The 23,088-nt window shown below is 57.5% G+C and carries 22 protein-coding genes; 13 read left to right on the forward strand and 9 right to left on the reverse strand.

The window, feature by feature from the left end; translation table 11 throughout:
* The first annotated feature begins 262 nt into the window (after positions 1–262).
* Positions 263–529 (forward strand): DUF333 domain-containing protein, encoded by a 267-nt coding sequence (locus tag BFG58_RS02400; protein WP_023312003.1) that lies wholly within the window; start codon positions 263–265, stop codon positions 527–529.
* Here BFG58_RS02400 and hslJ read toward each other — a convergent pair whose 3' ends face one another.
* The 4 genes from hslJ to BFG58_RS02420 form a co-directional block, all read right to left on the reverse strand.
* On the reverse strand, positions 530–967 hold the full coding sequence (gene hslJ, locus BFG58_RS02405; RefSeq protein WP_048029814.1) for a heat shock protein HslJ: 438 nt from the start codon (positions 965–967) through the stop codon (positions 530–532).
* A 128-nt stretch (positions 968–1,095) separates the two neighbouring features.
* Positions 1,096–1,224 (reverse strand): DUF2474 domain-containing protein, encoded by a 129-nt coding sequence (locus BFG58_RS02410; RefSeq protein WP_008501283.1) that lies wholly within the window; start codon positions 1,222–1,224, stop codon positions 1,096–1,098.
* The gene (gene cydB / locus BFG58_RS02415; protein WP_048029815.1) at positions 1,224–2,234 is read right to left on the reverse strand and encodes a cytochrome d ubiquinol oxidase subunit II; all 1,011 of its coding nucleotides are present in this window, start codon (positions 2,232–2,234) and stop codon (positions 1,224–1,226) included. Before cydB ends, BFG58_RS02410 begins: the two co-directional genes overlap by 1 nt.
* Positions 2,234–3,634, reverse strand: a complete 1,401-nt coding sequence (locus BFG58_RS02420) for a cytochrome ubiquinol oxidase subunit I (protein WP_069719140.1) — start codon at positions 3,632–3,634, stop codon at positions 2,234–2,236. Before BFG58_RS02420 ends, cydB begins: the two co-directional genes overlap by 1 nt.
* A 390-nt stretch (positions 3,635–4,024) precedes the next feature.
* Between BFG58_RS02420 and BFG58_RS02425 the strand changes: the two genes are divergently transcribed.
* The 9 genes from BFG58_RS02425 to BFG58_RS02465 all read left to right on the forward strand — a co-directional run bounded on the left by BFG58_RS02425 (position 4,025) and on the right by BFG58_RS02465 (position 12,542).
* Positions 4,025–4,213 (forward strand): hypothetical protein, encoded by a 189-nt coding sequence (locus tag BFG58_RS02425; protein ID WP_032645155.1) that lies wholly within the window; start codon positions 4,025–4,027, stop codon positions 4,211–4,213.
* A gap of 82 nt (positions 4,214–4,295) precedes the next feature.
* The gene (locus BFG58_RS02430) at positions 4,296–5,705 is read left to right on the forward strand and encodes a PLP-dependent aminotransferase family protein (RefSeq protein ID WP_069719141.1); all 1,410 of its coding nucleotides are present in this window, start codon (positions 4,296–4,298) and stop codon (positions 5,703–5,705) included.
* Positions 5,706–5,976: 271 nt separating this feature from the next.
* Entirely contained in the window at positions 5,977–7,122 is a 1,146-nt protein-coding gene (ydcS, locus tag BFG58_RS02435) for a putative ABC transporter substrate-binding protein YdcS (protein WP_069719142.1), read from the forward strand.
* 17 nt (positions 7,123–7,139) lie between these two features.
* Entirely contained in the window at positions 7,140–8,153 is a 1,014-nt protein-coding gene (locus BFG58_RS02440) for an ABC transporter ATP-binding protein (protein ID WP_032674887.1), read from the forward strand.
* Position 8,154: 1 nt separating this feature from the next.
* Positions 8,155–9,099 carry an ABC transporter permease gene (locus BFG58_RS02445; RefSeq protein WP_008501290.1) on the forward strand — a complete coding sequence of 315 codons (945 nt, stop codon included), beginning with the start codon at positions 8,155–8,157 and terminating at the stop codon, positions 9,097–9,099.
* Positions 9,089–9,895, forward strand: coding sequence for an ABC transporter permease (locus BFG58_RS02450; RefSeq protein ID WP_023292290.1), 807 nt, complete (start codon positions 9,089–9,091; stop codon positions 9,893–9,895). The genes BFG58_RS02445 and BFG58_RS02450 overlap by 11 nt, the downstream gene beginning before the upstream one ends.
* A 24-nt stretch (positions 9,896–9,919) precedes the next feature.
* Positions 9,920–11,344, forward strand: coding sequence for an aminobutyraldehyde dehydrogenase (gene patD / locus BFG58_RS02455; RefSeq protein ID WP_069719143.1), 1,425 nt, complete (start codon positions 9,920–9,922; stop codon positions 11,342–11,344).
* A 182-nt stretch (positions 11,345–11,526) separates the two neighbouring features.
* Positions 11,527–11,700 (forward strand): GhoT/OrtT family toxin, encoded by a 174-nt coding sequence (locus tag BFG58_RS02460; RefSeq protein WP_013096478.1) that lies wholly within the window; start codon positions 11,527–11,529, stop codon positions 11,698–11,700.
* An 86-nt stretch (positions 11,701–11,786) separates the two neighbouring features.
* A complete protein-coding gene (locus BFG58_RS02465; protein WP_069719144.1) occupies positions 11,787–12,542 on the forward strand; it encodes an alpha/beta fold hydrolase in 756 nt (251 codons plus the stop codon).
* Between the two features lie 71 nt (positions 12,543–12,613).
* On the opposite strand, the gene BFG58_RS02470 is transcribed toward BFG58_RS02465, so the two are convergent.
* The 3 genes from BFG58_RS02470 to BFG58_RS02480 are packed head-to-tail and all read right to left on the reverse strand — an operon-like array spanning position 12,614 to position 19,123.
* The gene (locus BFG58_RS02470; protein ID WP_069719145.1) at positions 12,614–14,791 is read right to left on the reverse strand and encodes a virulence factor SrfC family protein; all 2,178 of its coding nucleotides are present in this window, start codon (positions 14,789–14,791) and stop codon (positions 12,614–12,616) included.
* The gene (locus tag BFG58_RS02475; RefSeq protein ID WP_008501295.1) at positions 14,788–17,769 is read right to left on the reverse strand and encodes a virulence factor SrfB; all 2,982 of its coding nucleotides are present in this window, start codon (positions 17,767–17,769) and stop codon (positions 14,788–14,790) included. Before BFG58_RS02475 ends, BFG58_RS02470 begins: the two co-directional genes overlap by 4 nt.
* 4 nt (positions 17,770–17,773) lie before the next feature.
* The gene (locus BFG58_RS02480) at positions 17,774–19,123 is read right to left on the reverse strand and encodes an SrfA family protein (RefSeq protein WP_069719146.1); all 1,350 of its coding nucleotides are present in this window, start codon (positions 19,121–19,123) and stop codon (positions 17,774–17,776) included.
* Between the two features lie 283 nt (positions 19,124–19,406).
* On the opposite strand from BFG58_RS02480, the gene BFG58_RS02485 reads away from it, so the two are divergent.
* The gene (locus BFG58_RS02485; protein ID WP_063621800.1) at positions 19,407–21,005 is read left to right on the forward strand and encodes an ABC transporter substrate-binding protein; all 1,599 of its coding nucleotides are present in this window, start codon (positions 19,407–19,409) and stop codon (positions 21,003–21,005) included.
* A 100-nt stretch (positions 21,006–21,105) separates the two neighbouring features.
* Positions 21,106–21,339 carry a YdcY family protein gene (locus BFG58_RS02490; protein WP_008501298.1) on the forward strand — a complete coding sequence of 78 codons (234 nt, stop codon included), beginning with the start codon at positions 21,106–21,108 and terminating at the stop codon, positions 21,337–21,339.
* 3 nt (positions 21,340–21,342) lie between these two features.
* Here BFG58_RS02490 and BFG58_RS02495 read toward each other — a convergent pair whose 3' ends face one another.
* Together BFG58_RS02495 and BFG58_RS02500 are read right to left on the reverse strand one after the other, a co-directional pair.
* A complete protein-coding gene (locus BFG58_RS02495) occupies positions 21,343–21,792 on the reverse strand; it encodes a DMT family transporter (protein WP_069719147.1) in 450 nt (149 codons plus the stop codon).
* Positions 21,789–22,307, reverse strand: coding sequence for a GNAT family N-acetyltransferase (locus BFG58_RS02500; protein WP_023292298.1), 519 nt, complete (start codon positions 22,305–22,307; stop codon positions 21,789–21,791). The genes BFG58_RS02495 and BFG58_RS02500 overlap by 4 nt, the downstream gene beginning before the upstream one ends.
* A 148-nt stretch (positions 22,308–22,455) precedes the next feature.
* On the opposite strand from BFG58_RS02500, the gene BFG58_RS02505 reads away from it, so the two are divergent.
* On the forward strand, positions 22,456–23,031 hold the full coding sequence (locus BFG58_RS02505; protein ID WP_008501301.1) for a helix-turn-helix domain-containing protein: 576 nt from the start codon (positions 22,456–22,458) through the stop codon (positions 23,029–23,031).
* Positions 23,032–23,088: the final 57 nt, after the last annotated feature.

Consider the following 23,088-nt stretch of genomic DNA (forward strand, 5'->3'; position numbering starts at 1 on the left):
CCCTTACATTGCGCAAAAAATAGGGGTCTGTATAACGACGACAAACCCTGAATATTATCTGTGTATTCTAGCAAACGGGGGATTTTACGATTTTCGCTTTTGTGTCCTCGGTATTCTCGCCATCAATGAGTAGATCAAACTTTTGGCGAAAAAATTGCGAGAAATTGTTTCTGGAGCGCATAAATACGCACTTCCGCTCTCGACGACACGGGATGGGATGCCTATTATGCATAGGTTTCGCATTATTCATGGGGGAGAGAGCATGCGCTCAGCATTTTGGGTAGGGTGTGCCGCATTATTGTTGTCGGCATGTAGCAGTGAACCCGTTCAGCAGGCAACGGCAGCCCACGTGGCGCCGGGAATGAAGGCGGCGATGTCCAGTTCGGGTCAGGCTAACTGCGCGATGATTGGCGGCTCGCTGTCGGTTGCCCGCCAGCTTGATGGTTCTGCGATTGGGATGTGCGCCTTGCCAAACGGCAAACGCTGTAGTGAACAGTCGCTTGCCGTTGGAAGCTGCGGTAACTACTGATTATTCTACACGCTTAAACATCAGCGTTTTATCGGCTGTCGCCAGCGTTAACTGGTCTTCCGTCAGGTCGACCTGCGCCCCTTTGCGCAGCATGTCGCCGATGGCCTGATCCAGCTCATTCAGCTGCGGTTCAGTACAGAGCTTGCGCGTCATGGCCAGCGTTTTCACCTTAAGCTCGCCTTCGGACAATTTCCCCTGTCCGTTGAAGCGGTTACACATCTGGCCAGAAACGCTGATGTTATTCACCAGGCTGATATCAGGCAGGGCACTAAAACTGATCTCAGGTTGCGTTGTCGCGGTCTTAACCGCCTTACCGTTCACGTTTTCCAGCACAAAGCGGTGGTTCTGAAGTTGCTCCGGCTGAACGGAGGCTTTACCCGGATTAACGCACCCGGTAAGGACAAGACTGATAACACTTAACGCAATGAGCTTTTTCATTTTTCTTCTCAAACTATAAATACTGTGAATCTTTTTCCAGTGTAACGATACTCTGCCGTGCGTTAATGGGGTTTATCTGAAAGTGCGGGGGGAAGGAGACGGGCAACGCTGCGGTTGCCCGGGATGAGTTAATGCGATTTAAACCCTGCTGCCGTCATCAGCATACGGAAGAGCATACTGACCGCAGCCAGCGCCAGTACGCTGCCGCCCCAGATAATGGCCAGCCACAGCAATCTTTTCCAGACCGGTTGTTGCATCAGTGATAACCCTCCCCATGCTGAACTTTGCCGCGGAAAACGTAGTAACTCCAGAAGGTGTAGACCAGAATTACGGGAATGATCAACAGCGCGCCGACCAGCATAAAGCCCTGGCTTTGCGTCGGTGCGGCGGCCTGCCACAGGGTGATCGACGGTGGAATAATATGCGGCCAAATGCTGATCCCCAGCCCGCTAAAGCCGAGGAATATCAGCCCCAGCGTCAGGATAAACGGACGGCTATGGCTGGCTGGATTATTCAGGCAGCGCCACTGGTACAGGCTAAAAATCACCACCAGAGCAGGGACGGGCAGCAGATAAAACAGGTTCGGCAGCGTAAACCAGCGCGCGGCGATGGCCGGTTGCGCCAGCGGCGTCCAGAGGCTAATGGCGGCAATAAACGCCAGCAGCACGATTAACAGTGTTTTCGATACTTCACGCATCCGCTGTTGCAACGCGTTTTCGCTTTTCATCACCAGCCAGGTCGAGCCTAACAGCGCGTAGGCGACCACCAGGCCCGCGCCGCAAAACAGGTTAAACGCGGTAAACCAGTCAAAGGGGCCGCCGGTATAGGCCCGGCCGGTGACGGTAAAGCCGTTAATGACGGCGCCCACCGTCACGCCCTGGGTAAACGTCGCCAGAATGGAACCACCTATAAACGCCTTATCCCAGAACGGACGGTGCGCCGGCGTGGCTTTAAAGCGAAACTCAAATGCCACCCCGCGGAAAATAAGTCCGATCAGCATTAACGTTAGCGGAATGGTCAGGGCATCAACGATGACAGCATAGGCCAGCGGGAATGCGCCGAACAGGGCGGCACCGCCCAGCACCAGCCAGGTTTCATTCCCGTCCCAGACCGGCGCGACGCTGTTGACCATCACGTCGCGATCGTCGGCGTTTTGCGTGGCCGGGAACAGAATGCCGATCCCCAGATCAAAACCGTCCATCACGATATACATCAGCGTGGCAAAGACGATGATCACAAACCAGATAATGGAAAGATCGATACCCATTATGGCTGCTCCTTATGTTCAGTTGTGACGGCAGAAAGCGGGCGCGCCGGACGTCCATCGGACTCGGTGGCGAAAGACTCATGCGGCTGCGGGCCTTTTCGGATGAGGCGCACCATATAGCTGTAACCCACGCCGAATACCGAGGTGTAAACGATGAAGAAGGCCAGCAGGCTCACGTTCATATGCAAATCACCATGGGCAGAAACCGCATCCTTCGTTCGCTGAAGCCCATAGACCACCCACGGCTGGCGGCCCACTTCCGTGGTGATCCACCCGGCCAGAATGGCAATCAGCCCGGATGGCCCCATCAGCAACGCAAACCACAGGAAAGGGCGCGATGAATAAACGCGCTTTTTATAGCGCAGCCAGAGTGCCGTTACCCCAAGCAGCAGCATCAGCATGCCCAGGCCCGCCATAATGCGGAACGACCAGAAGACGATGGTGGAATTCGGGCGGTCTTCCTTTGGAAACTCTTTCAGCGCCGGAACCTGTTTATCCAGACTGTGCGTCAGAATAAGGCTGCCGAGCGCGGGGATCTCCAGTCCAAAGCGGGTGCGCTCCTGCTCCATATCCGGCCAGCCAAACAGCAGCAGCGGGGTCGGCTCACCCGGCGGGTTTTCCCAGTGGCCCTCAATGGCGGCGATCTTGGCGGGTTGGTGCTTTAAGGTGTTCAACCCGTGCATATCGCCAACCAGGGCCTGGATGGGGGCGACAATCAGCGTCATCCACAGTGCCATCGAAAACATTGCCCGGATGGCGGGGGTATTATTGCCGCGCAGCAGATGCCATGCCGCGGATGCGCCAACAAACAGGGCGCTGCTCAGGAACGCGGCTATCGACATGTGCAGCAGGCGGTAAGGGAAGGAGGGGTTAAACACCACCGCGAACCAGTCTACCGGTACCACCTGACCGTTGACGATCTCATAGCCCTGCGGGGTCTGCATCCAGCTGTTTGAAGAGAGGATCCAGAAGGTAGAGATGATGGTCCCCAGCGCGACCATGCAGGTAGCGAAGAAGTGCAGCCCAGGCCCGACTTTGTTCCAGCCGAACAGCATTACGCCGAGGAATCCGGCTTCGAGGAAGAAGGCGGTAAGCACTTCGTAGGTCAGAAGCGGGCCGGTAATACTGCCCGCAAACTGTGAAAAGCCGCTCCAGTTGGTGCCAAACTGGTAGGCCATCACCAGCCCGGAGACCACGCCCATGCCAAAGTTGACGGCAAAAATCTTCGACCAGAAATGGTACAGCGAGCGCCAGACCGGATTTTTTGTTTTCAGCCACAGCCCTTCGAGCACGGCAAGATAGCTTGCGAGACCAATGGTGATGGCCGGGAAAATAATGTGAAAGGATACGGTAAAGGCAAACTGTATCCGCGCAAGGTGAAAAGCATCTAAACCAAACATGCACAGCCTCAATGTCAAACGGTGTGCTGTTATGGTATAGGGGCGGAGATCGGACGAGCAGACGCAGAAAAGCGAATTTTAACCATAACAGTTGGCGTAAATTTCACGCTTTAGTCATCTGATATACCTTGAGGCTGTGGAATAAAAACATTCTTTTTATGATTTTTCCGCATTAAACCGCTTGCTTTGTCGTCAGCGCCGTGCGTTAATGGTCTTCTGGTTTTGAGTCCAAATAAATATCTGACGTAGTTTTTAAAGCAGTTCTCATCACGTTGTGCCTCTCCGCAGCCTCTCTTGGGTCTTTATCTACATTCCGATTCGTTTTGTTTAAAACCATTATGCCCAATCGGCCCATTAGTAATTTACGTTTTAACGTTTCAGGAGAATCCTATGACTTCTTATATCCATTTTCGCTGCCCATGCTGCCATGGTTCGCAGTACCGTACCTCAGCCTTTGACGTGTCTGAGAAAAACCCGTTTGGCGCGAAATGCATTTTTTGCAAATCGCCGATGATCACGCTCGACCACCTGGCCGCCGCGCATTCCGCTCAGAGCCACGTGACCGAATACCGTAAGTAATTCATCTTCCAGACTATAACAGTTAGCTAAATCTTCTCTTTTTCTCCTGCTGATATACACTATCGGTCACAAGGAGAATCTGATGAAAAAATACCAGCGTCTGGCGCAACAAATTATCTCGCAGATTGAGCTTGGCGTATGGCTGCCGGGCGATAAGCTGCCTTCCCTGCGAGAGCAGGTGGCAAGCAGCGGCATGAGTTTTATGACCGTTGGCCACGCGTATCAGATGCTGGAAAGCCAGGGGCGCATCGTCGCCAGACCGCAGTCGGGCTATTACGTTGCCTCGCGCCCGACCGCACAACAGCCTGCGCCACTCGCTCAGGTGATGCGTGACGAAGCGGTGGATATCAATACCTATATCTTCGATGTCTTACAGGCCAGCCGCGACCCCTCCGTAGTTCCCTTTGCTTCCGCGTTTCCCGATCCCCGGCTTTTCCCGCTGCAGCAGCTCAACCGCTCGTTGGCTAACGTCAGTAAAACCGCGACGGCGATGAGCGTGATTGAGAACCTGCCGCCGGGTAACGTCGATCTCCGCCACGCCATTGCCCGTCGTTACGCTCAGCAGGGAATGAACATCTCCCCGGAAGAGATCGTGATCACCGCAGGCGCGCTCGAGGCGCTGAATCTTAGCCTGCAGGCGGTGACCGAGCCGGGTGACTGGGTGATTGTCGAAAACCCCTGTTTCTACGGCGCGCTGCAGGCGCTGGAACGCCTGAAGCTTAAAGCGTTGTCGATTGCGACAGACGTCCGCGAGGGGATCGATCTCAACGCCCTTGAACAGGCGCTGAATGAGTACCCGGTTAAAGCCTGCTGGATCATGACCAACAGCCAAAATCCGCTCGGCTTCACGCTGAGCGCGGAGAAAAAAGCGCAGCTTGTCGCGCTGTTAACACAGCACAACGTCCCGCTGATTGAAGATGACGTCTACAGCGAACTCTATTTTGGCCGCGAAAAGCCGCTCCCGGCGAAAGCGTGGGATCGTCAGGACATGACGCTTCATTGCTCGTCCTTTTCAAAATGTCTGGTGGCCGGTTTTCGCATCGGCTGGGTGGCGGCAGGAAAACACGCGCGTCGCATTCAGCAGCTGCAACTGATGAGCACGCTCTCAACCAGTTCTCCCATGCAGCTGGCGCTGGTGGATTACCTGGCGACCAAACGCTACGACGCCCACCTGCGCCGCCTGCGGCGTACGCTGGCCGAGCGGAAGCAGCAGGCCTGGCAGTCACTTCTGCGCCATATGCCTGCCGGTGTCAAAATTCACCATAACGACAGCGGCTACTTTTTATGGCTGGAATTGCCGGCACCGCTGGATGCGGGGCTGCTGAGCGAAAAGGCCTTAACGCACCACATCAGCATTGCCCCGGGAAAGATGTTTTCCACCTCTGACGCGTGGACGCCGTTCTTTCGATTTAATACTTCCTGGGCCTGGGGAGAGCGGGAAGAGCAGGCGGTCATTCAGTTAGGAAAATTAATTAGCACGATGCTGGAATAATCCTTTCTCCGTTTTTTAAATAATCAATTCTTATCCTGATGACGGCACTGCGAATATTTCGTGGTGACCTGTCATAGGAAATCTGCATACCGTCTCTCGCGCCTAACTCCTTGTCTATAATCCAGTTAACGGGGAATGCGCCCTCGGTCACACCTTGATGAAATTTCCTGAAGCCGTACGGTGCGGCGCATTTGCGCGGTCTACGTTTAATAAGGGAGATATTTTTACGGCACGGCTGCCGCTAAATTTCATTGCGACAGGAGTAACTCTTATGAGCAAAAATTTTGCCCGCAGCAGCCTGTGTGCGCTCGGCATGACCATCATCACAGCGCAAGCCGCAGAACCCCCCAAGGCCATTGGAGACGGGGAAGGTCGACTGGATATTATCGCCTGGCCGGGATACATCGAGCGGGGGCAGACGGATAAAAACTACGACTGGGTCACCCAGTTTGAAAAAGAGACCGGGTGTGCGGTCAACGTCAAAACGGCAGCCACGTCGGATGAAATGGTCAGCCTGATGGCGAAAGGGGGATACGATCTGGTGACCGCCTCAGGTGATGCCTCCCTGCGACTGATCATGGGCAAACGCGTCCAGCCGATTAACCCCGATCTTATCCCCAACTGGAAAACCCTCGACGAACGTATTGTGAAAGGAGAATGGTTTAACGTCGGGGGCAAGGTCTACGGTACGCCGTACCAGTGGGGGCCAAACCTGCTGATGTACAACACCAAAACCTTCCCGACGCCGCCGGACAGCTGGAGCGTGGTCTTTACTAAACAGGATCTGCCGGACGGTAAAACCAATCAGGGACGCGTACAGGCGTATGACGGCCCGATTTACATCGCCGATGCGGCGCTGTTCGTCAAAGCCACGCAGCCGCAGCTGGGTATTAAAGACCCGTACCAGCTCACCGAAGCACAGTATGCCGCCGTGCTTAAGGTGCTTCGCGACCAGCATGCCCTGATCCACCGCTACTGGCACGACACCACCGTCCAGATGAGCGACTTCAAAAATGAAGGCGTCGTGGCCTCCAGCGCCTGGCCGTATCAGGCGAATGCTCTGAAGGCCGAGAACCAGCCCATTGCCACCGTCTTCCCGAAAGAGGGGGTGACAGGCTGGGCGGACACCACCATGCTCCACGCACAAGCTAAACACCCAATGTGCGCCTACAAATGGATGAACTGGTCGCTAACGCCGAAAGTGCAGGGCGATCTGGCAGCATGGTTTGGTTCCCTGCCTGTGGTTCCGGAAGGGTGTAAAGCCAGCACGCTGCTGGGCGATAAAGGCTGCGAAACAAACGGTTATAACGAGTTCGACAAAATCATGTTCTGGAAAACCCCCATCGCAGAAGGCGGCAAATTTGTCCCTTACAGCCGCTGGACGCAGGATTACATCGCCATCATGGGCGGTCGTTAATTGCCCGGGAGCAGAACATGACGTACGCAGTCGAGTTTAACAATGTTTCCCGCCTGTACGGCGACGTCCGGGCGGTGGATGGGGTCACCATTGCGATTCGTGACGGAGAGTTTTTCTCCATGCTGGGGCCTTCGGGCTCCGGCAAAACCACCTGCCTGCGTCTGATCGCCGGTTTTGAACAGTTGTCAGGTGGCACGATCTCTATCTTCGGCAAAGAGGCGAGCGAACTGCCCCCCTGGGAGCGGGATGTGAACACCGTGTTTCAGGACTACGCGCTGTTCCCGCATATGTCGATCCTCGACAATGTTGCCTACGGGCTGATGGTCAAAGGCGTCGACAAGAAAAAACGCCATGCCCAGGCCCGTGATGCCCTGGAAAAAGTGGGCCTGAGCTTTGCCATCGCCCGCAAACCTTCGCAACTTTCCGGCGGCCAGCGTCAGCGTGTCGCCATTGCCCGCGCGCTGGTGAATGAACCGCGCGTCCTGCTGCTGGATGAGCCTTTAGGGGCGCTCGATCTCAAGCTGCGGGAACAGATGCAGTTCGAGCTGAAGAAGCTTCAGCAGGAACTCGGCATCACCTTTATTTTTGTCACCCACGATCAGGGCGAGGCCCTTTCCATGTCGGACCGGGTGGCGGTGTTCAATAACGGGCGCATCGAGCAGGTGGATACCCCGCGCGATCTCTACATGCGTCCGCGCACGCCGTTTGTCGCCGGTTTTGTTGGCACCTCTAACGTTTTTGATGCGGGCCTTGCGCAGACACTTTGCGGGATGGAGGGCACCTTTTCCCTGCGTCCGGAACATATTCGCCTTAATGAACAGGGTGACGTTCAGGTTCAGGGCGTCGTGCAGGCCGTTCAGTATCAGGGGGCTGCCACGCGTCTGGAGCTGAAGCTCGCCGATGGCGCCAAACTGCTGGTGAGTCAGGCTAACTTCAGTGACGTCTCGCCGCTGAGCGGCATTGCGCCAGGGCAGGCGGTCATGGCGTCATGGTCACGCGACGCGATGATCCGCCTTCACGAGGAGAGGTGAAATGGATATGAGTGTCGCGCATCCTCCCGCCCCGCGCGGCCGCTTAAGCCGCATGACCGCACTGTTCTGGCGTAAACCGTCGCTCGGCCTGTTCTTGCTTCTGCTTGCGCCGCTGATGTGGTTTGGCATCGTCTATTTAGGATCGTTGCTGACGCTGCTGTGGCAGGGGTTTTACACCTTTGACGATTTCACCATGGCGGTCACGCCGGATCTGACGCTGGCGAATATTCAGGCGCTCTTCAACCCGGCAAACTACGACATCATCCTGCGCACGTTAACGATGGCGATTGCGGTGACCATTGCCAGCGCCATCCTCGCATTCCCGATGGCCTGGTACATGGCGCGATACACCAGCGGCAAGTGGAAGGCTTTCTTCTATATCGCCGTGATGCTGCCAATGTGGGCGAGCTATATCGTCAAAGCCTACGCCTGGACGCTGCTGCTGGCGAAGGACGGCGTGGCCCAGTGGTTTCTCAGTCATCTCGGACTGGAGCCGATTCTGACCTCAATCCTGACGCTCCCGGCAGTGGGCGGTAACACCTTGTCCACCTCCGGGCTGGGACGGTTTCTGGTGTTCGTCTATATCTGGCTGCCGTTTATGATCCTGCCCGTCCAGGCGGCGCTGGAGCGCCTGCCGGCCTCGCTACTGCAGGCCTCAGCCGACCTCGGCGCGCGCCCCCGTCAGACGTTCCGTTATGTCGTTCTGCCGCTGGCCATTCCGGGCATTGCGGCGGGGTCCATTTTCACGTTTTCCCTGACGCTGGGGGACTTCATCGTTCCTCAGTTGGTCGGCCCGCCGGGCTATTTCATCGGTAACATGGTCTACTCGCAGCAGGGCGCTATCGGCAATATGCCAATGGCCGCCGCGTTCACGCTGGTTCCCATCGTGCTGATTTCTCTTTATCTGGCGTTCGTGAAACGTCTGGGAGCATTCGATGCACTCTGAACGCGCACCGCTGTTCCTGAAAGTGGCAGCGTGGGGGGGCGTCATCTTCCTGCACTTCCCGCTGCTGATTATCGCGACCTATGCCTTCAACACCGAAGACGCCGCCTTCAGTTTTCCGCCACAGGGGCTGACGCTGAAGTGGTTTAGCGTGGCGGCGGGGCGCGGCGACATTATCGAATCCGTGACGTTGTCACTCCAAATTGCCGCGCTTTCCACCGCCATTGCCCTTGTGCTTGGCACGCTTGCTGCAGCAGCGCTGTGGCGAAGCGCGTTTTTTGGCAAGAATGCGATCTCTCTGCTGCTGCTGTTACCGATTGCGTTACCGGGGATCATCACCGGCCTGGCGCTGCTGACGGCTTTCAAAACGATCAATCTTGAGCCGGGGTTTTTCACCATCGTCGTCGGACACGCCACCTTCTGCGTGGTGGTGGTGTTTAACAACGTGATTGCCCGGTTCAGACGCACCTCCTGGAGCCTGGTGGAAGCGTCGATGGATCTCGGGGCTGACGGGTGGCAAACCTTTCGCTACGTGGTGCTGCCCAATCTGGGTTCCGCGCTGCTGGCCGGGGGAATGCTGGCGTTTGCCCTGTCGTTTGACGAGATAATCGTCACAACATTTACGGCGGGACACGAGCGCACGTTACCGCTGTGGTTGCTCAACCAGCTCGGGCGTCCGCGCGACGTGCCCGTCACCAACGTTGTTGCTCTGCTGGTGATGCTGGTGACAACTATCCCCATTCTGGGAGCCTGGTGGCTAACCCGTGACGGCGAAAACATTGCCGGCAGCGGGAAATAACAGTGAATTCAACAGGAAAATGCTATGCAAAAACATCTGCTGATAAACGGTGAGCTGGTTGCCGGAGAAGGTGAAAAACAGCCGGTTTATAACCCGGCCACCGGAGAGGTACTGCTGGAGATTGCTGAGGCGTCAGCGGCCCAGGTCGACGCGGCGGTGCTGGCTGCTGACCGTGCTTTTGCGGCGTGGGGACAAACGACGCCGAAAACCCGCGCCGAGTGCCTGCTGAAGCTGGCGGATGCGATTGAAGCGCACGGTGAGGCTTTTGCCCGGCTCGAGTCCCTCAACTGCGGCAAGCCGCTGCACTGCGCGCTGGGGGATGAAATCCCGGCGGTGGTCGACGTTTTCCGTTTCTTTGCCGGGGCCGCCCGCTGCCTGAACGGCCTCGCCGCTGGCGAGTACCTTGACGGTCACACGTCAATGATTCGCCGTGATCCGGTGGGCGTGGTGGCCTCTATCGCGCCGTGGAACTACCCGCTGATGATGGCAGCCTGGAAGCTGGCCCCCGCGCTGGCAGCAGGGAACTGCGTGGTGATTAAGCCCTCTGAGATCACGCCCCTGACCGCGCTTAAGCTGGCAGAGCTGGCAAAAGATATCTTCCCGGCGGGCGTTCTGAACGTGCTGTTTGGTCGGGGCAAAACGGTCGGCGACCCGCTCACCGGACACGAGAAGGTCCGCATGGTTTCGCTGACCGGTTCGATTGCGACCGGGGAACATATCATCGGCCATACGGCGTCTTCGATTAAACGCACCCATATGGAACTGGGTGGCAAAGCGCCGGTGATCGTGTTTGATGATGCCGACCTGGATGCGGTGGTTGAAGGGGTGCGGACGTTTGGTTTCTACAATGCCGGACAGGACTGTACGGCGGCCTGCCGCATTTATGCCCAGAAGGGAATTTATGCCCAACTGGTGGAAAAGCTGGGTGCCGCGGTTGCCAGTCTTAAAATGGGTGCTCCGGAAGACACCTCGACCGAACTGGGACCGCTCAGCTCGGCCGCCCATCTTTCACGCGTCTGCCAGGCCGTCGATGAGGCGAAAGCGCTCGGTCATATCCAGGTTGTCACCGGCGGGAGCAAAAAAGAGGGGGCGGGCTACTACTTCCAGCCAACCCTGCTGGCGGGGGCAAAACAGGACGATGCCATCGTTCAACGCGAGGTGTTTGGCCCGGTGGTGAGCGTCACCGAATTTGATGACGAGGCGCAGGTGCTGGCCTGGGCGAACGATTCGCAATACGGCCTGGCGTCATCGGTCTGGACCAAAGACGTGGGGCGCGCCCATCGCCTGAGCGCGCGCCTGCAGTACGGCTGCACCTGGGTGAATACCCATTTTATGCTGGTGAGCGAAATGCCGCACGGCGGCATGAAATTATCGGGCTACGGGAAAGATATGTCGGTCTACGGGCTTGAGGATTATACGGTCGTCAGACATGTGATGATCAAACACTGATCCGCTCAGCCTGGTCGCTTGCGCGGCCAGGCGTGCTCCTTGCACGCCACACGTGTTACGTAAGATACTCAATTGTTATTAGCCGTAATTTTTAAGTGGTTATTCTGTAACGAAAAAACTTGATCTGTGTCAACATATGACGCATATTGCGTGCGGTTATTTTTTCGGCTCTGGTATACAGAATGACGTTGTATCAAAAGATGTTGGTTTTTTACGCAATCATGGCTTCCATCTGCGCATTAATCACCTGGTTCCTCTCTAAAGACCGCAAACGTATCCGCCTGCTCAGCGCTTTCCTGGTGGGGTCAACCTGGCCAATGAGCTTTCCCGTTGCGCTGCTGGTCTCGCTTTTCTGAAGCACGCTTCCAGTTTTAAAAGATGAACATAGCATTCCTGACTTGATGACTGTATAAATACACAGTGCATCATAAAAGGAGTGCTTATGAACAGTTTTTACTCGCAGCAGGCCGGTTGCACCGTGCGCTGGCACGACTTGCCCGGTACCGGCGATCCCGTGGTGTTCATTCACGGGCTGGGCTGCGCCTCTTCCTATGAATATCCCCGCGTCGTTTGTGACCCGCTGTTTGGCGCGCGCAGAGCGATTCTCATCGACTTGCCCGGCAGCGGCTACAGCGATAAGCCTGAGCACTACAGCTATAAAACCACTGACCAGGCGCACGTTGTCGCGGAACTGATTGACCATCTTGAGCTGGATTCCTTCTGGTTATATGGCCACAGCATGGGCGGCAGTATTGCTATCGAAACGGCGGGGCTGCTGGCAACGCGCGTGAAGGGACTGATGGTGTCAGAGCCCAATTTTTATGCGGGTGGGGGCATGTTCAGCCGGTCTATAGCGGCGCAATCCGAGCAACAGTTTCTGGAGCACGGATATGACGCCATGCTTAGCGCAGAAAAAACAGCGTGGGCGGGATGCCTGCAGAGCAATGCCGCTTATGCCGTCTGGCGCGGTGCATCTGGCCTGGTGGCGGGCGTTGAACCGGAATGGGAAGCGCAGTTCCTGACACTCTCTTGCCCGGTAACGTTGATTTTTGGCGAGCTCTCTCTGCCGGATGACGATGTGGAAAATCTCCAGCAGAAGGGCGTTGAGGTGAAAATTATTCCTGCGGCGGGGCACTCAATGTCCTGGGAAAACCCCTCTGCGCTGGCGCGGGCCTTAGCCGAATGTATGACGAAGTGATTATTGTGCAATGTATCATCGTTGCGAAATGTAGGCCGGGTAAGCGCAGCGCCACCCGGCAAGAAGGGCGGCTACTTTATTAAAGCCCGTAGTGCCTGACGTGCGTCAGGCTGAACATCATGCGGGTGCTGGTAATCAATGTTCTCTATCGCGCGGCTATAGAGTGCGACCAGCCAGTCGTAAACATATGCGGTAGCCGCATGGACCGGCTGTTCTCCCAGGCGCGTCAGGCGAGGTTCGGCGCTGCTGACCACCGGCGTGACGAAGATGGCATGGCCCTTACGGATGCGGCTTGCCGGACGCGTCGCCACGGGCGTCTGGTCGTAACCCAGCCAGCCAACGAAATTGCCCATCACGGCATGCAGTTGCGCAGCGCTACTTTTATCTGCTTCGACAATTCGCTGCAGCTGTTGAGGCAGATTCAGCCGGTAGCTGGTGACGACCAGCACATCCGCGATTTGCTGTAACACCTCAGGATCCAGCCCAAGACGGGCGGCGGTCGCCTCGTTGCGGCTCCACTGGCGCAGATGATTTATCCATACTCTGTGCGCCAGACGCGCTTTGTCTTTGGTCTGGAACAGGCCTGCGCTTTCCTGGGCATTATCGGCAAACAGGTCAATGGTATCCGTAAACAGCCCGTTAACCTGCTCCTCGCGCGGCTGCTGAACGGCCAGCAGCGTTTCAAAGGCCTTCAGCGGCGGCAGCAGGCCTTCAAGCAGCTCGCCGTGGCGGGCGGCACTGCTTTGCAGCATGCGCACCATGTTTTCTGCCTGAGCGCGTCGGGTACCCGGTTCCTCAACCAGCGGTGCCAGATAGCTTTGCATCAGCGCCGAGAGCTCCTGACGCAGCGCGTTTTTCAGCGTGCCGAGACGTTTCTGTCGCTGCGCGGGCAACGTGGCCTGGGACAGCCACTCAATGACGCGCTGCATGCTGTGGCTGTCCAGGGCCTGAAGGGTGCCCCAGCGCAAGCCCGGCTTTCCGAGCAGATGCTGTACGGCTTCGTCGAGGTTCTGCCGGGTGGTAAAGCGGGCGTCATGCGGGGTGATCGCCCACACCAGCCCCGGCAGGGCAGATTCTTCGGCAGGCTGCGTCTCCCTGACCCAGTTCATTAACACTTTTGCTTTTTTGGCCGTTTGTTCGTGCTGCGCCGTCGCGTTGCAAATGACCAGCACATCCGGCTGGAGCTGTTGGCGATAGTGCTCAAGCAGCCACTGGGATTTCGCCTGGCGTAGCGGATCGGCATGGCGCTCTTCAAACACCGGGATATCAATGATATCAACATTATCCAGCGCGCCGCTCTCAACCGGCAGCACCAGTTCGCGGGTCAGGAAGGCCAGCACATCGACCGGGAGGCTGATGGCGTTAAGCATTTCACCGTTGTTCAGCGGATGGAGAAGCGTCTCCTGTGCATGCTGAAGCGCTATCGAGCCGTCGTGCGTCAGGAACCCTTCACCCGGCAGCCCAAAGCTGTCCACCAGCAGGCTAAGGGGGGCCGCAAGCTCGCTGGCATGGCTGGTCTGGTGCAGCACATGGGCCAGGTTTAACCACTGCTGGGTCAGTTCCTGCTGTTCGCCCCAGAGCAGCGACCAGACGCTGGCTCGCGTGCTGAGATCGAGTGAAGGCACCAGTTGGGCAAACTCATGCCACAGGGCATCATCAATTTGCTGTTTCGCGGCGGGTACCGAGCTCTGCCAGAAGCGGGCAATTGCCCCCACTTCCTGAGCGGTGATGCCGGGCACGCCCTGCGGCTGGCGCAGGCCGCGCCATTTCTCCAGCCGTGTCTCGATGACCGCCTTATCCACCGCGCGCATCTGCGGGTGCTGCGTCGTGCGGGCAATAAACAGCTGTACCAGCTCGGCCTCGGTGACCAGGTTCAGGCGCAGCGGAAACGCCTCGTCAAGCGCTTCCGGGATTTCCCGGGTGAAGCGGACGGCCATATTGGTCAGGGCATGTCCGGGATTGATATGCGAAAAATAGTCAAAGGTGCGCTGGCCTGGCGTCACGTTCAGGCGACCATTGCCGCTGCCGCACAGCGATAAGAGCAGGTGCGCTTTCGCGCTCTGCGAATGGCCGTAAAGCCCAATGCTGCTCTGGCGGGTCATGGCGCGTTCAATGGCCTGCTCCCGCGCCTGCACCGCGTTGATGCGAGCAAGCAGGGCGTCGGCATCGTTATCCAGCACAGGGGCGGTCAGGCGCGTCTCGTTAATCCACCCGATTAAGGCCTGAGTGGTGTTCGTGGTCGCTGTCATTTCAGGTATACGCTCCCGCTGTCGATCCAGTAGTGGCTACCGCTGTGTCGGCGATCGGCCAGGGTATTCAGTTTGAAAGTTAATGCGTCAGGTGCCACCGGCGTGCCGTCCTGCAGCCAGGCATCGCTCAGCTCGAAGGCCTCCGGACCTTCCTGCTTGCTGCCGCCGCAGAGCTTGAGCCGCACGTTCAGCACGCCGTCGCCGGCAATCGCTTTTGCCAGTTCGGCCGAGTTAATGCTGAGCGTGTAGAGTGGCGTGGCCGGCCAGCGCGCGTTTGCCAGCTGGCGGAAGCCGAGAGTCACGTTACCGCGCAGCGGGAAGTGCAGACGCGCATCAAGCTTCGCGCCGGGTTTATCAAGATCGATATCCTGATACCAGACGTTTTCCTCGCGCAGGGTATTGACGGTGTTATCCAGCACGCCCAGATAGCGCACGGTGGAATACGCGCCAATGTCCGCGGCTTTAAAGTTGAAGCGCGGCAGACGCAAGTCAAGCGCCAGGCTGCAGAGCATGGCCCCCACGGCAGCGGTCGATTTCGGGTTGCCAATGCGCCCTTGCTGACTGAACGGATACCACTCATGTACCTGGTATTTATCCAGCCAGACGATGCGATTGACCGGTACCGGCTGCAGGTGACGAATGAGCGCCTGAACCCCAGGCAGGCAGCCCGGGCGTCCGGTGATCAGCAGAATGTCGCAGCTGTAATGGGAAATCGCCTCACACACCGCATGGAGCGGGGAGGCCAGCGTAAACTGCCCGGCCAGCATCGCATCCTGCATTTCGCGGAAGTTCACATGCAGCGGCACGGCGAAAAGATCGAAAGCGTCTGAACCCGCAGGCAGGGCATGATCGATCGCCTGCTGCAGATAGTTCATCACGTTGCGGGTCGGCTTCTGCGGCAGCAGATCGCCAAAGGTGGCATGCAGACCGGCCAGCGGATCGTCAACGTCGCTGGATTCCCATCCGGCAAGAATGGCATGGCCAATCGGCATAAAGAGCTGCAGCGCCGTTTGCTGGCGCAGCACGGCCTGGGTATCAATGCGTCCGGAGTCACCGAACAGCGAGGCCATCAGCAGCGAGGCATCCGCGATACCGGATTTCTGCAGCTGCGTTTGCAGAGCGGGCAACACGTAGCGCTGAATCACGTCCAGAAGCGTATCGTCGCCCGCGACCTTAAACCCTTCGCGGAACAGCAGCTGTGGGGTGATTTTGACGTTATTGCCGGAACCGTCGTCCAGTTGGTAATGAGTGATCGCCATATCCGTTGTGCCGCCGCCGATGTCGATGGACGCGACGCGCAACGCGCGTCCCGGCTGGCTACCCGGCTCAGGCTCACGGTCCGGACGGGCAAGGGAGGCGAAGAAGGCTTCGGTCTGGCCGCCAAAGCGGGAGATGGCTTCGTTATACAGCCAGACCAGTTGACCGCAGCTGGCTTCATCCCACTCCATCTGGATTTCAGGTACCGGCACCACGCTTTTTTCCTGCTGTTTGCGAGTGACAAAATCCTCATCCTGCGGGTGCCATCCCATCGCTTTCCAGACAATCGCGATGGCTTCAAACATGCGGCGACGGAAGATCTCGCGCTCCTGCTTTGGCATGGCGGAGGGCAGCGTCAGGATCAGCGTGCGCAGCTGGCGCGGCGAGGCAGGGAAGCCCAGGCGCAGGCGCGTGGCGACGCTGTTGATCTGCCCCAGCGCCTGTGCCAGCAGCTCGCACAGCATATGGGTCATCAGGGTGCTGCGGCTGTATTGCGGCGAGAAGACCGGCAGGCGCTCGTCCTGCGGCAGCGTGAAGAGCGGCTCGCCGTCATCGTTCATCAGGTTCATCAGCGGGAACGCGGTGGCAAGCGGTTCACGCTGGGTCTTGCTGTTCATCTGGCTAAAGCGCCAGTCCTGCACGACCGGGGTTTCATCCCACAGGTAGCGACGCGGGCTGGAGATACCGCTGTTGCCTTCGGTTCCCAGACGCTGCATCGCCAGCTTGCGGGCTTCATCGCCGACGCGGACAATCGACGGCCAGACAAAGGCGTCTTCGCGACCGCTTTCCACCGAGAAGTGCTGCTTGCCAAAACGCGCTTCTGAAAACTCGAGACGGCTGGTGAACAGCGGCTCGTTCAGGAACTGCGGCTCGCTGAGCGAGCGAACCTGCAGCTCGGCGGTCTGACGCAGCCCATCGTTCGCATCGCCGTGGTCTTCAATAATGACGCCGCAGGTGTGGGTGTTACCCACGTCGAGGATCAGGTCAACCGGAATGGCAGGCGTGCTGAGCGTATGGGTGACAAATTTCACTTCCGGTACGGTGAGCTGTTCACCGAGCATGGTCAGCAGGTTAAGCCAGTGGGCCTGATATTCAAAACTGCGCATCGCCTGCTGCAGGTCGCGTTCAGAGCGGTTCTCAACGCCGTCGGCATACTGGGTAAACGCCTCGCGCAGCCAGCCGTCAATCCAGGTCTGATCGAGGAAACTGTCTACCTCGTTATCGCGCCACGCCAGCGCGAAGCGGGTCCCGTTCAGAATATCGTTTTCCACCGGAGAGAGCGCGGACGTGGCATGGTCGGCAATCTGGCTGTCAAGCGCGAGCGTGACGCGGTGTGTATTGCCTGCCGTGTCCGGGGTGTCAAGCTTGCGCACCTGAACGCGCGCCCAGTTATCCGGCCCTTCAACAAAAGTCCGTGGTGGGTTGAAGCGCAGGAACGGAACCGGAAGCCAGACGCCATCCAGTACCGCCAGCGACTGATGCAGCGGGATAGTGGTTTCCGGTTTGACCACTTCAGGCTGCCCGCCGTTCATGCCGGGCAGGGTATAGCGACCGTTGACCAGGTCGAAATCGAGGCGCAATAGCGGGCCGTTCGCGGTTTTACGTACGAAGCGCCCGTTGCTGGCGGAGTCCTGCGGCGTCAGACCGAAATCGAGGAACTGCACGCCGCTGTTGGCAATAAGCGTGACGCTTTGTTTATAGTCGCAAAGATTTACCAGCATAGGATCAGGCACCTGCTTTCTTGAACGTCAGTGGGACGACGGTGTTGGCATCATAACGGGCGCGACATTCTGCGATATCGCTGGTGCCTGCTTTACAGGCAATTTCCGGCATCGGGTAGCGGGAACCGTCGGTGCAGCGGGCAGTGCCGCGACTCTTAATCATCAGCTCGCCATTGCTGTGCAGCCCGGAGAAGACCTCCGCGCGGCAGACAATATTGTCGCCATGGACAACGCGGGCGAAACCTTTATTGTTCTGGATCTGATAGCGCAGCGACGGCGGCTTGCCGGTAACCGGATCTTTCACATCGAGGATGGCGCGCCAGGTGCCGTTCAGGAAACGCGTCGATCCCGCTTTTACCTGATTCGCTTCCATCACCATGGCGTCTTTTGGGATGGCGACAATCACCACCGGAGCGGGCTGTGGCGCAGGAGCGGCCGGAGCGGCTTCTTTTTCTTTGCTGGCCACGACCTCCGCCTGATGCAGCGGTAGCTTCATCGCCAGCGGCTCAACCGCTTTGATCGGTTTTGGCGCAATCTCCACAGGTTCAGGTGTGGGTGCCGGGGCGGGCTCAGCGGAAGGTGCCTGTTTTGGCCACAGCAGCGGGGCGGCAATGGCGGCGACGATCACGGCGGCAACCGGCAGGGTCCACAGGGGAACGCGGCGCTTTTTCACGATGTTCGCTGGAGCAGGCGCCTGAAGAGGTTGAGCAACGGCGGGGGCCGGTTCGGGCTCATACAGCTCCTCTGGCGTAATACGCACCACCGTGGATGGGGCGATCAGCGGCTCGTCAGCATGCTCGAAGGTCATCACCGGCTCTGGCTCAGGCTCGGGTTCAGGATCGTCAATCACAACGGGGGCTGGCTCAGGGATCAGCGATTCACGCAGGCAGTCGAGGACATCGTCGCGCGCGTTCTCGTTCAGGTTTACAAACCCCCAGAAGCTAATGACCGGCTTTCCGTCCACCAGGAAGAGGAAGTTTTCGCCCGGAAACTGAAACGCCTTTGACAGCAGAGAGCCAAAAAGCTGTTGCGCGGTTTTGGGCGACTGCAGGCATTTCTTACTTAATGACTCGACGCTGGCGAGCGTGTTTTCCAGATAGCGCAGGGCGCGATAGCGATCATCTTCATCGGCCGCTTTCCAACTGATTACGCTCCCTTCAGCCGGGGAATACCAGTCCACGCGGTCGCCGCTGTCGTTGACCTGAGGAATCGCCAGACAGTCGACGATGGCCTGTTGTTTGCGCAAACGGAGCGCTTCACGGATTTGCAACGCTGATTCGAAAACGGCTTGTCCGCCGCCGCCAACGGCCTGAAAATCATCCAGATTACCGCTGCGTAAAAGAGTTTTTGCCACGATTTGATCCCATATACTTCTTCACACCATTACTTTAACGAAACGAGGATGCAAACAAACGGAGGAAGAGACGCTAAAAGCGCCGATTTCTTGCGGCATAGAAAGTGACGGTTGTGCTTGACGAATAATGGCACTTAAGGCAAATCATCTTTTTGAGCGCTGGCGGTTAAAACAGCAAAAAACGCGGCTTTAGAATAACCTGATAGTGTTTCGTTATTTGCCAGGTCAAAACGCCTGTGCTGTTATTACTGTCCTATATAATAAAACTGTCAGGGTTATAACCATGTCTACAGGGAAAACACTGCTCGCCCTTGCGCTGAGCGCGCTGTTACCAGCCGGTGCCGCATGGGCGGCAAATAACGACACCCTTATTTACTGTTCAGAAGCCTCCCCCGAGTCCTTCAACCCGCAAATCGCCAGCTCTGGCCCGTCTTTTGTGGCCAGCTCTCAGGTGTTGTATAACCGTCTGATCAATTTCGACCCGGTGAAAAACACCCCGGTGCCGTCGCTGGCGGAGTCCTGGACGATTTCGCCGGATGGCAAGACCTATACCTTTGCCCTGCGTAAAGGGGTGAAGTTCAACAGCAACAAATACTTCAAACCGACGCGCGACTTTAATGCCGATGACGTTATTTTCTCGGTCATGCGTCAGAAAGACCCTAAACACCCGTACCACAACGTGTCGCAGGGCAACTACGAGTACTTTAATGATGTCGGTCTCGATAAGCTGATCCAGGACGTTAAAAAGGTCGATGATTATCACGTCCAGTTCACCCTCAGCGAACCCAACGCCGCGTTTCTGGCCGACTGGGGAATGGATTTCGCCTCGATTCTCTCCGCTGAATACGCCGACGCAATGCTGAAAAAAGGCACGCCTGAGAACGTGGACACCTGGCCGATTGGTACCGGGCCTTACGTGCTGCAGCAGTACAAAGTGGATTCGCTGATCCGCTACGTCGCGAACCCGAATTACTGGGAAGGCGAGGTGCCGACGAAGCATCTCATTTTCTCCATTACGCCAAACGTGGAAACTCGCCTGGCGAAGCTGCAGACCAACGAGTGCCAGATCATTCCTGCGCCATCCCCGGTTCAGTTTGACGCCATCAAAAACAACAAAGACCTGACGCTGCACTCGGTCGATGCGCTGAACGTCGGTTATCTGGCGTTTAATACCGAGAAAAAACCGTTTGATAACGTGCTGGTGCGTCAGGCGCTCAACTACGCGACTGACAAGAAGGCCATCGTTAATGCGGTCTTTATGGGGTCGGGCACGGTGGCAAAATCGCCGATCCCGCCAAATATGCTGGGCTTCAATAAAGACCTGAAGGACTACAGCTACGATCCTGAAAAAGCGAAAGCCCTGCTGAAGCAGGCGGGTCTGGAGAAGGGCGCGGAAGTCACGCTGTGGTCAATGCCGGTTCAGCGTCCGTATAACCCGAACTCGCGTCGTATCGCGGAGATGATCCAGAGCGACTGGGCAAAAGTCGGCGTGAAGGCCAAAATTGTCTCCTACGAGTGGGGCGAATATCTCTCCGGAATGCGTAAAGGCGAACATGACTCCGCGCTGTTTGGCTGGATGTCCGACAACGGCGACCCGGACAACTTTGCCGATGTGCTGCTCGGCTGCAACAGCATTAAAACCGGCTCAAACGCCGCGCGCTGGTGCGATAAGGGGTATGATGGTCTGGTGCAAAAAGCGAAGCTGACCAGCAGCCCGGCTGAGCGCGCCAAGCTCTATGGCCAGGCGCAGGAGATTTTCTACCAGCAGGCACCGTGGATCGCGCTGGCCAACGGGAAAACGTTCTACGCGACCCGCAGCAATGTGACCGGGTACAGCGTAAGCCTGATGGGCAGCGATTTCTCGAAAGCGAAGCTGAACTAAGCCTTTTTAGCCGGGTGGCGGCTACGCCTTACCCGGCCTACATTTGGCACCCGTAGGCCCGGTAAGCGTAGCGCCACCGGGCACATAACAAGGAGTGACAATGTCACATTTAAACGAAGTTATCGCCCGCGTCGATGCCGCCATCGAAGAGAGCGTCATTACCCACATGAACGAGCTGCTGATTGAATTAAGCGATGATGCAGAGCTCAGCCGTGAAGATCGCTACACCCAGCAGCAGCGTCTGCGCACCGCGATTTCGCATCACGGTAAGCAGCATAAAGAGGAGATGGACGCGCGTGAGGAACAGCTGACGAAAGGCGGCACCATACTGTAACCATCAAAACTGGCGTCGCGCCACCAGCCAGGCCCCGACCACCAGCATCACCGCGCCGCACACCGGGCCGATCAGGGCGCGCAGCGGGATGCCATGGCTCCTCAGCACGTCCAGCACCAGCCCGCCAATCAGCTGGCTTGCGACCAGCACGGCGATGGTCGTCGCCGCGCCAACATTCTGATAGCCGCTGATGCTGGCAAACACGAAAAACGACCCCAGCAGCCCCGGGATAAGCGTCCACCAGCGCACCGTCGCGGCCAGCTCGCTGAACCCGGCCACGCCCTGTTTCAGCAGAAGAATACCGACAAATAGCACGATGCCGACCAGCGAATTCAGCAGCATCGCGATGAGAATGGTGGAGGAGGACTGGGTGATACGCACCATCAAAGTGTTTTGCACCACCAGACCGATGCCCGCCGCGACCAGAAACGCCAGCGTCAGTGACTGATTCATGGGATCGCGTCCGGATCGCTGCGCTCGTCCAGCTGCAGCTGCATAAAGGTTAAGTCCAGCCAGCGGCCAAACTTGGTTCCCACCTGCGGCATTTGTCCCGTCGTCACAAAGCCGAGCGTTTCATGGAGATGAATCGAGGCATGGTTTTGCGCTTCAATGCCGGCCACCATCACGTGTTTCCCAATGGCGCGGGCCTCGTTAATCAGCGCCTTCATCAGCGTGCGGCCAATCCCTTTGCCCTGATGGGCCGGGTGGACATAGACCGAGTGCTCAACCGTATGACGGAAGCCGTCAAAGGCGCGCCAGTCGCCGAAAGAGGCGTAGCCGGTGATTACGCCGTCCTCTTCACTTACCAGAACCGGGTAGCCCGCAAGCGAGCGCGCCTCAAACCAGGCGATTCGGTTATCGGTATCGACGGTTTTATCGTTCCAGATCGCGGCTGTGTGCAGCACCGCGTGGTTGTAAATCTCGCCTATCGCAGCGCAGTCTTCTTTGCAGGCATGACGAACGATCATGATGAAGCCTCTGTGTGTTGTTCACTATAGTATTACGTTATCGCTACGATATTACACAACTGTATCGCCCGATCGCTACGGCATAAGCCATATTTTTTTGTTATCAAAAGCCCATTGAATTGCCGTTCATACACTATAGTATGACGTCATGAACACCATAACAGACACAATGAATCAACGGATTAGCGCAAGAATTCGCCTTGAACGCGAGTCTCGCGGATGGTCCCTCAGCGAGCTGGCGGACCGGGCAGGGGTCTCCCGCGCCATGATCCATAAGATAGAGCGCGGGGACAGTAGCCCGACAGCCACCTTGCTTGCCCGCTTGTCGGGCGCGTTTGGCATCAGCATGTCAACGCTAATTGCCCGGGCCGAAATGCAGGAGGGCAAGCTGCTGCGCCTGGCAAACCAGCCCGTCTGGCGCGATCCGCAGACGCACTACCTCCGCCGCCATGTTTCTCCCCGTACCGATCTGCCCATCGACCTTGTTCAGGTGGAACTGCCTGCGGGAAGCGACGTTCCGATGCCGGCTTCTTCTTACGCGCTGGCGCGTCAGCTTATCTGGCTGCAGTCCGGCGAGCTGGTGTTTCAGGAGGGCGACACCCGCCACGAGATGCACGCCGGAGACTGTCTTGAGCTGGGGCCGCCTAATGACTGCCGGTTCATCAACGAGACGAATGAAACCTGCATCTATCTGGTTGTACGCCTCAATCAGTCTGGCTCGTAATGCTAATGCGATAACGCCGAACGTGAGCCAGGCTGTAATGACATTTGTACCAGAAGG

This window comes from Enterobacter sp. ku-bf2 (assembly GCF_001742765.1).
In the GTDB taxonomy this organism is placed as follows: domain Bacteria; phylum Pseudomonadota; class Gammaproteobacteria; order Enterobacterales; family Enterobacteriaceae; genus Enterobacter; species Enterobacter quasiroggenkampii.

Bases quoted from the DNA above. Each gene is read 5' to 3' on its own strand.
- BFG58_RS02500 (WP_023292298.1), bottom strand. From the start codon at position 22,307: ATGATCGTTCGTCATGCCTGCAAAGAAGACTGCGCTGCGATAGGCGAG.
- BFG58_RS02460 (WP_013096478.1), top strand. From the start codon at position 11,527: ATGACGTTGTATCAAAAGATGTTGGTTTTTTACGCAATCATGGCTTCC.
- BFG58_RS02450 (WP_023292290.1), top strand. From the start codon at position 9,089: ATGCACTCTGAACGCGCACCGCTGTTCCTGAAAGTGGCAGCGTGGGGG.
- cydB (WP_048029815.1), bottom strand. From the start codon at position 2,234: ATGGGTATCGATCTTTCCATTATCTGGTTTGTGATCATCGTCTTTGCC.
- BFG58_RS02485 (WP_063621800.1), top strand. From the start codon at position 19,407: ATGTCTACAGGGAAAACACTGCTCGCCCTTGCGCTGAGCGCGCTGTTA.
- BFG58_RS02495 (WP_069719147.1), bottom strand. From the start codon at position 21,792: ATGAATCAGTCACTGACGCTGGCGTTTCTGGTCGCGGCGGGCATCGGT.
- BFG58_RS02410 (WP_008501283.1), bottom strand. From the start codon at position 1,224: ATGCAACAACCGGTCTGGAAAAGATTGCTGTGGCTGGCCATTATCTGG.
- hslJ (WP_048029814.1), bottom strand. From the start codon at position 967: ATGAAAAAGCTCATTGCGTTAAGTGTTATCAGTCTTGTCCTTACCGGG.
- BFG58_RS02470 (WP_069719145.1), bottom strand. From the start codon at position 14,791: ATGACAGCGACCACGAACACCACTCAGGCCTTAATCGGGTGGATTAAC.
- patD (WP_069719143.1), top strand. From the start codon at position 9,920: ATGCAAAAACATCTGCTGATAAACGGTGAGCTGGTTGCCGGAGAAGGT.
- BFG58_RS02465 (WP_069719144.1), top strand. From the start codon at position 11,787: ATGAACAGTTTTTACTCGCAGCAGGCCGGTTGCACCGTGCGCTGGCAC.
- BFG58_RS02430 (WP_069719141.1), top strand. From the start codon at position 4,296: ATGAAAAAATACCAGCGTCTGGCGCAACAAATTATCTCGCAGATTGAG.
- BFG58_RS02420 (WP_069719140.1), bottom strand. From the start codon at position 3,634: ATGTTTGGTTTAGATGCTTTTCACCTTGCGCGGATACAGTTTGCCTTT.
- BFG58_RS02490 (WP_008501298.1), top strand. From the start codon at position 21,106: ATGTCACATTTAAACGAAGTTATCGCCCGCGTCGATGCCGCCATCGAA.
- ydcS (WP_069719142.1), top strand. From the start codon at position 5,977: ATGAGCAAAAATTTTGCCCGCAGCAGCCTGTGTGCGCTCGGCATGACC.
- BFG58_RS02425 (WP_032645155.1), top strand. From the start codon at position 4,025: ATGACTTCTTATATCCATTTTCGCTGCCCATGCTGCCATGGTTCGCAG.
- BFG58_RS02505 (WP_008501301.1), top strand. From the start codon at position 22,456: ATGAACACCATAACAGACACAATGAATCAACGGATTAGCGCAAGAATT.
- BFG58_RS02400 (WP_023312003.1), top strand. From the start codon at position 263: ATGCGCTCAGCATTTTGGGTAGGGTGTGCCGCATTATTGTTGTCGGCA.
- BFG58_RS02445 (WP_008501290.1), top strand. From the start codon at position 8,155: ATGGATATGAGTGTCGCGCATCCTCCCGCCCCGCGCGGCCGCTTAAGC.
- BFG58_RS02475 (WP_008501295.1), bottom strand. From the start codon at position 17,769: ATGCTGGTAAATCTTTGCGACTATAAACAAAGCGTCACGCTTATTGCC.
- BFG58_RS02440 (WP_032674887.1), top strand. From the start codon at position 7,140: ATGACGTACGCAGTCGAGTTTAACAATGTTTCCCGCCTGTACGGCGAC.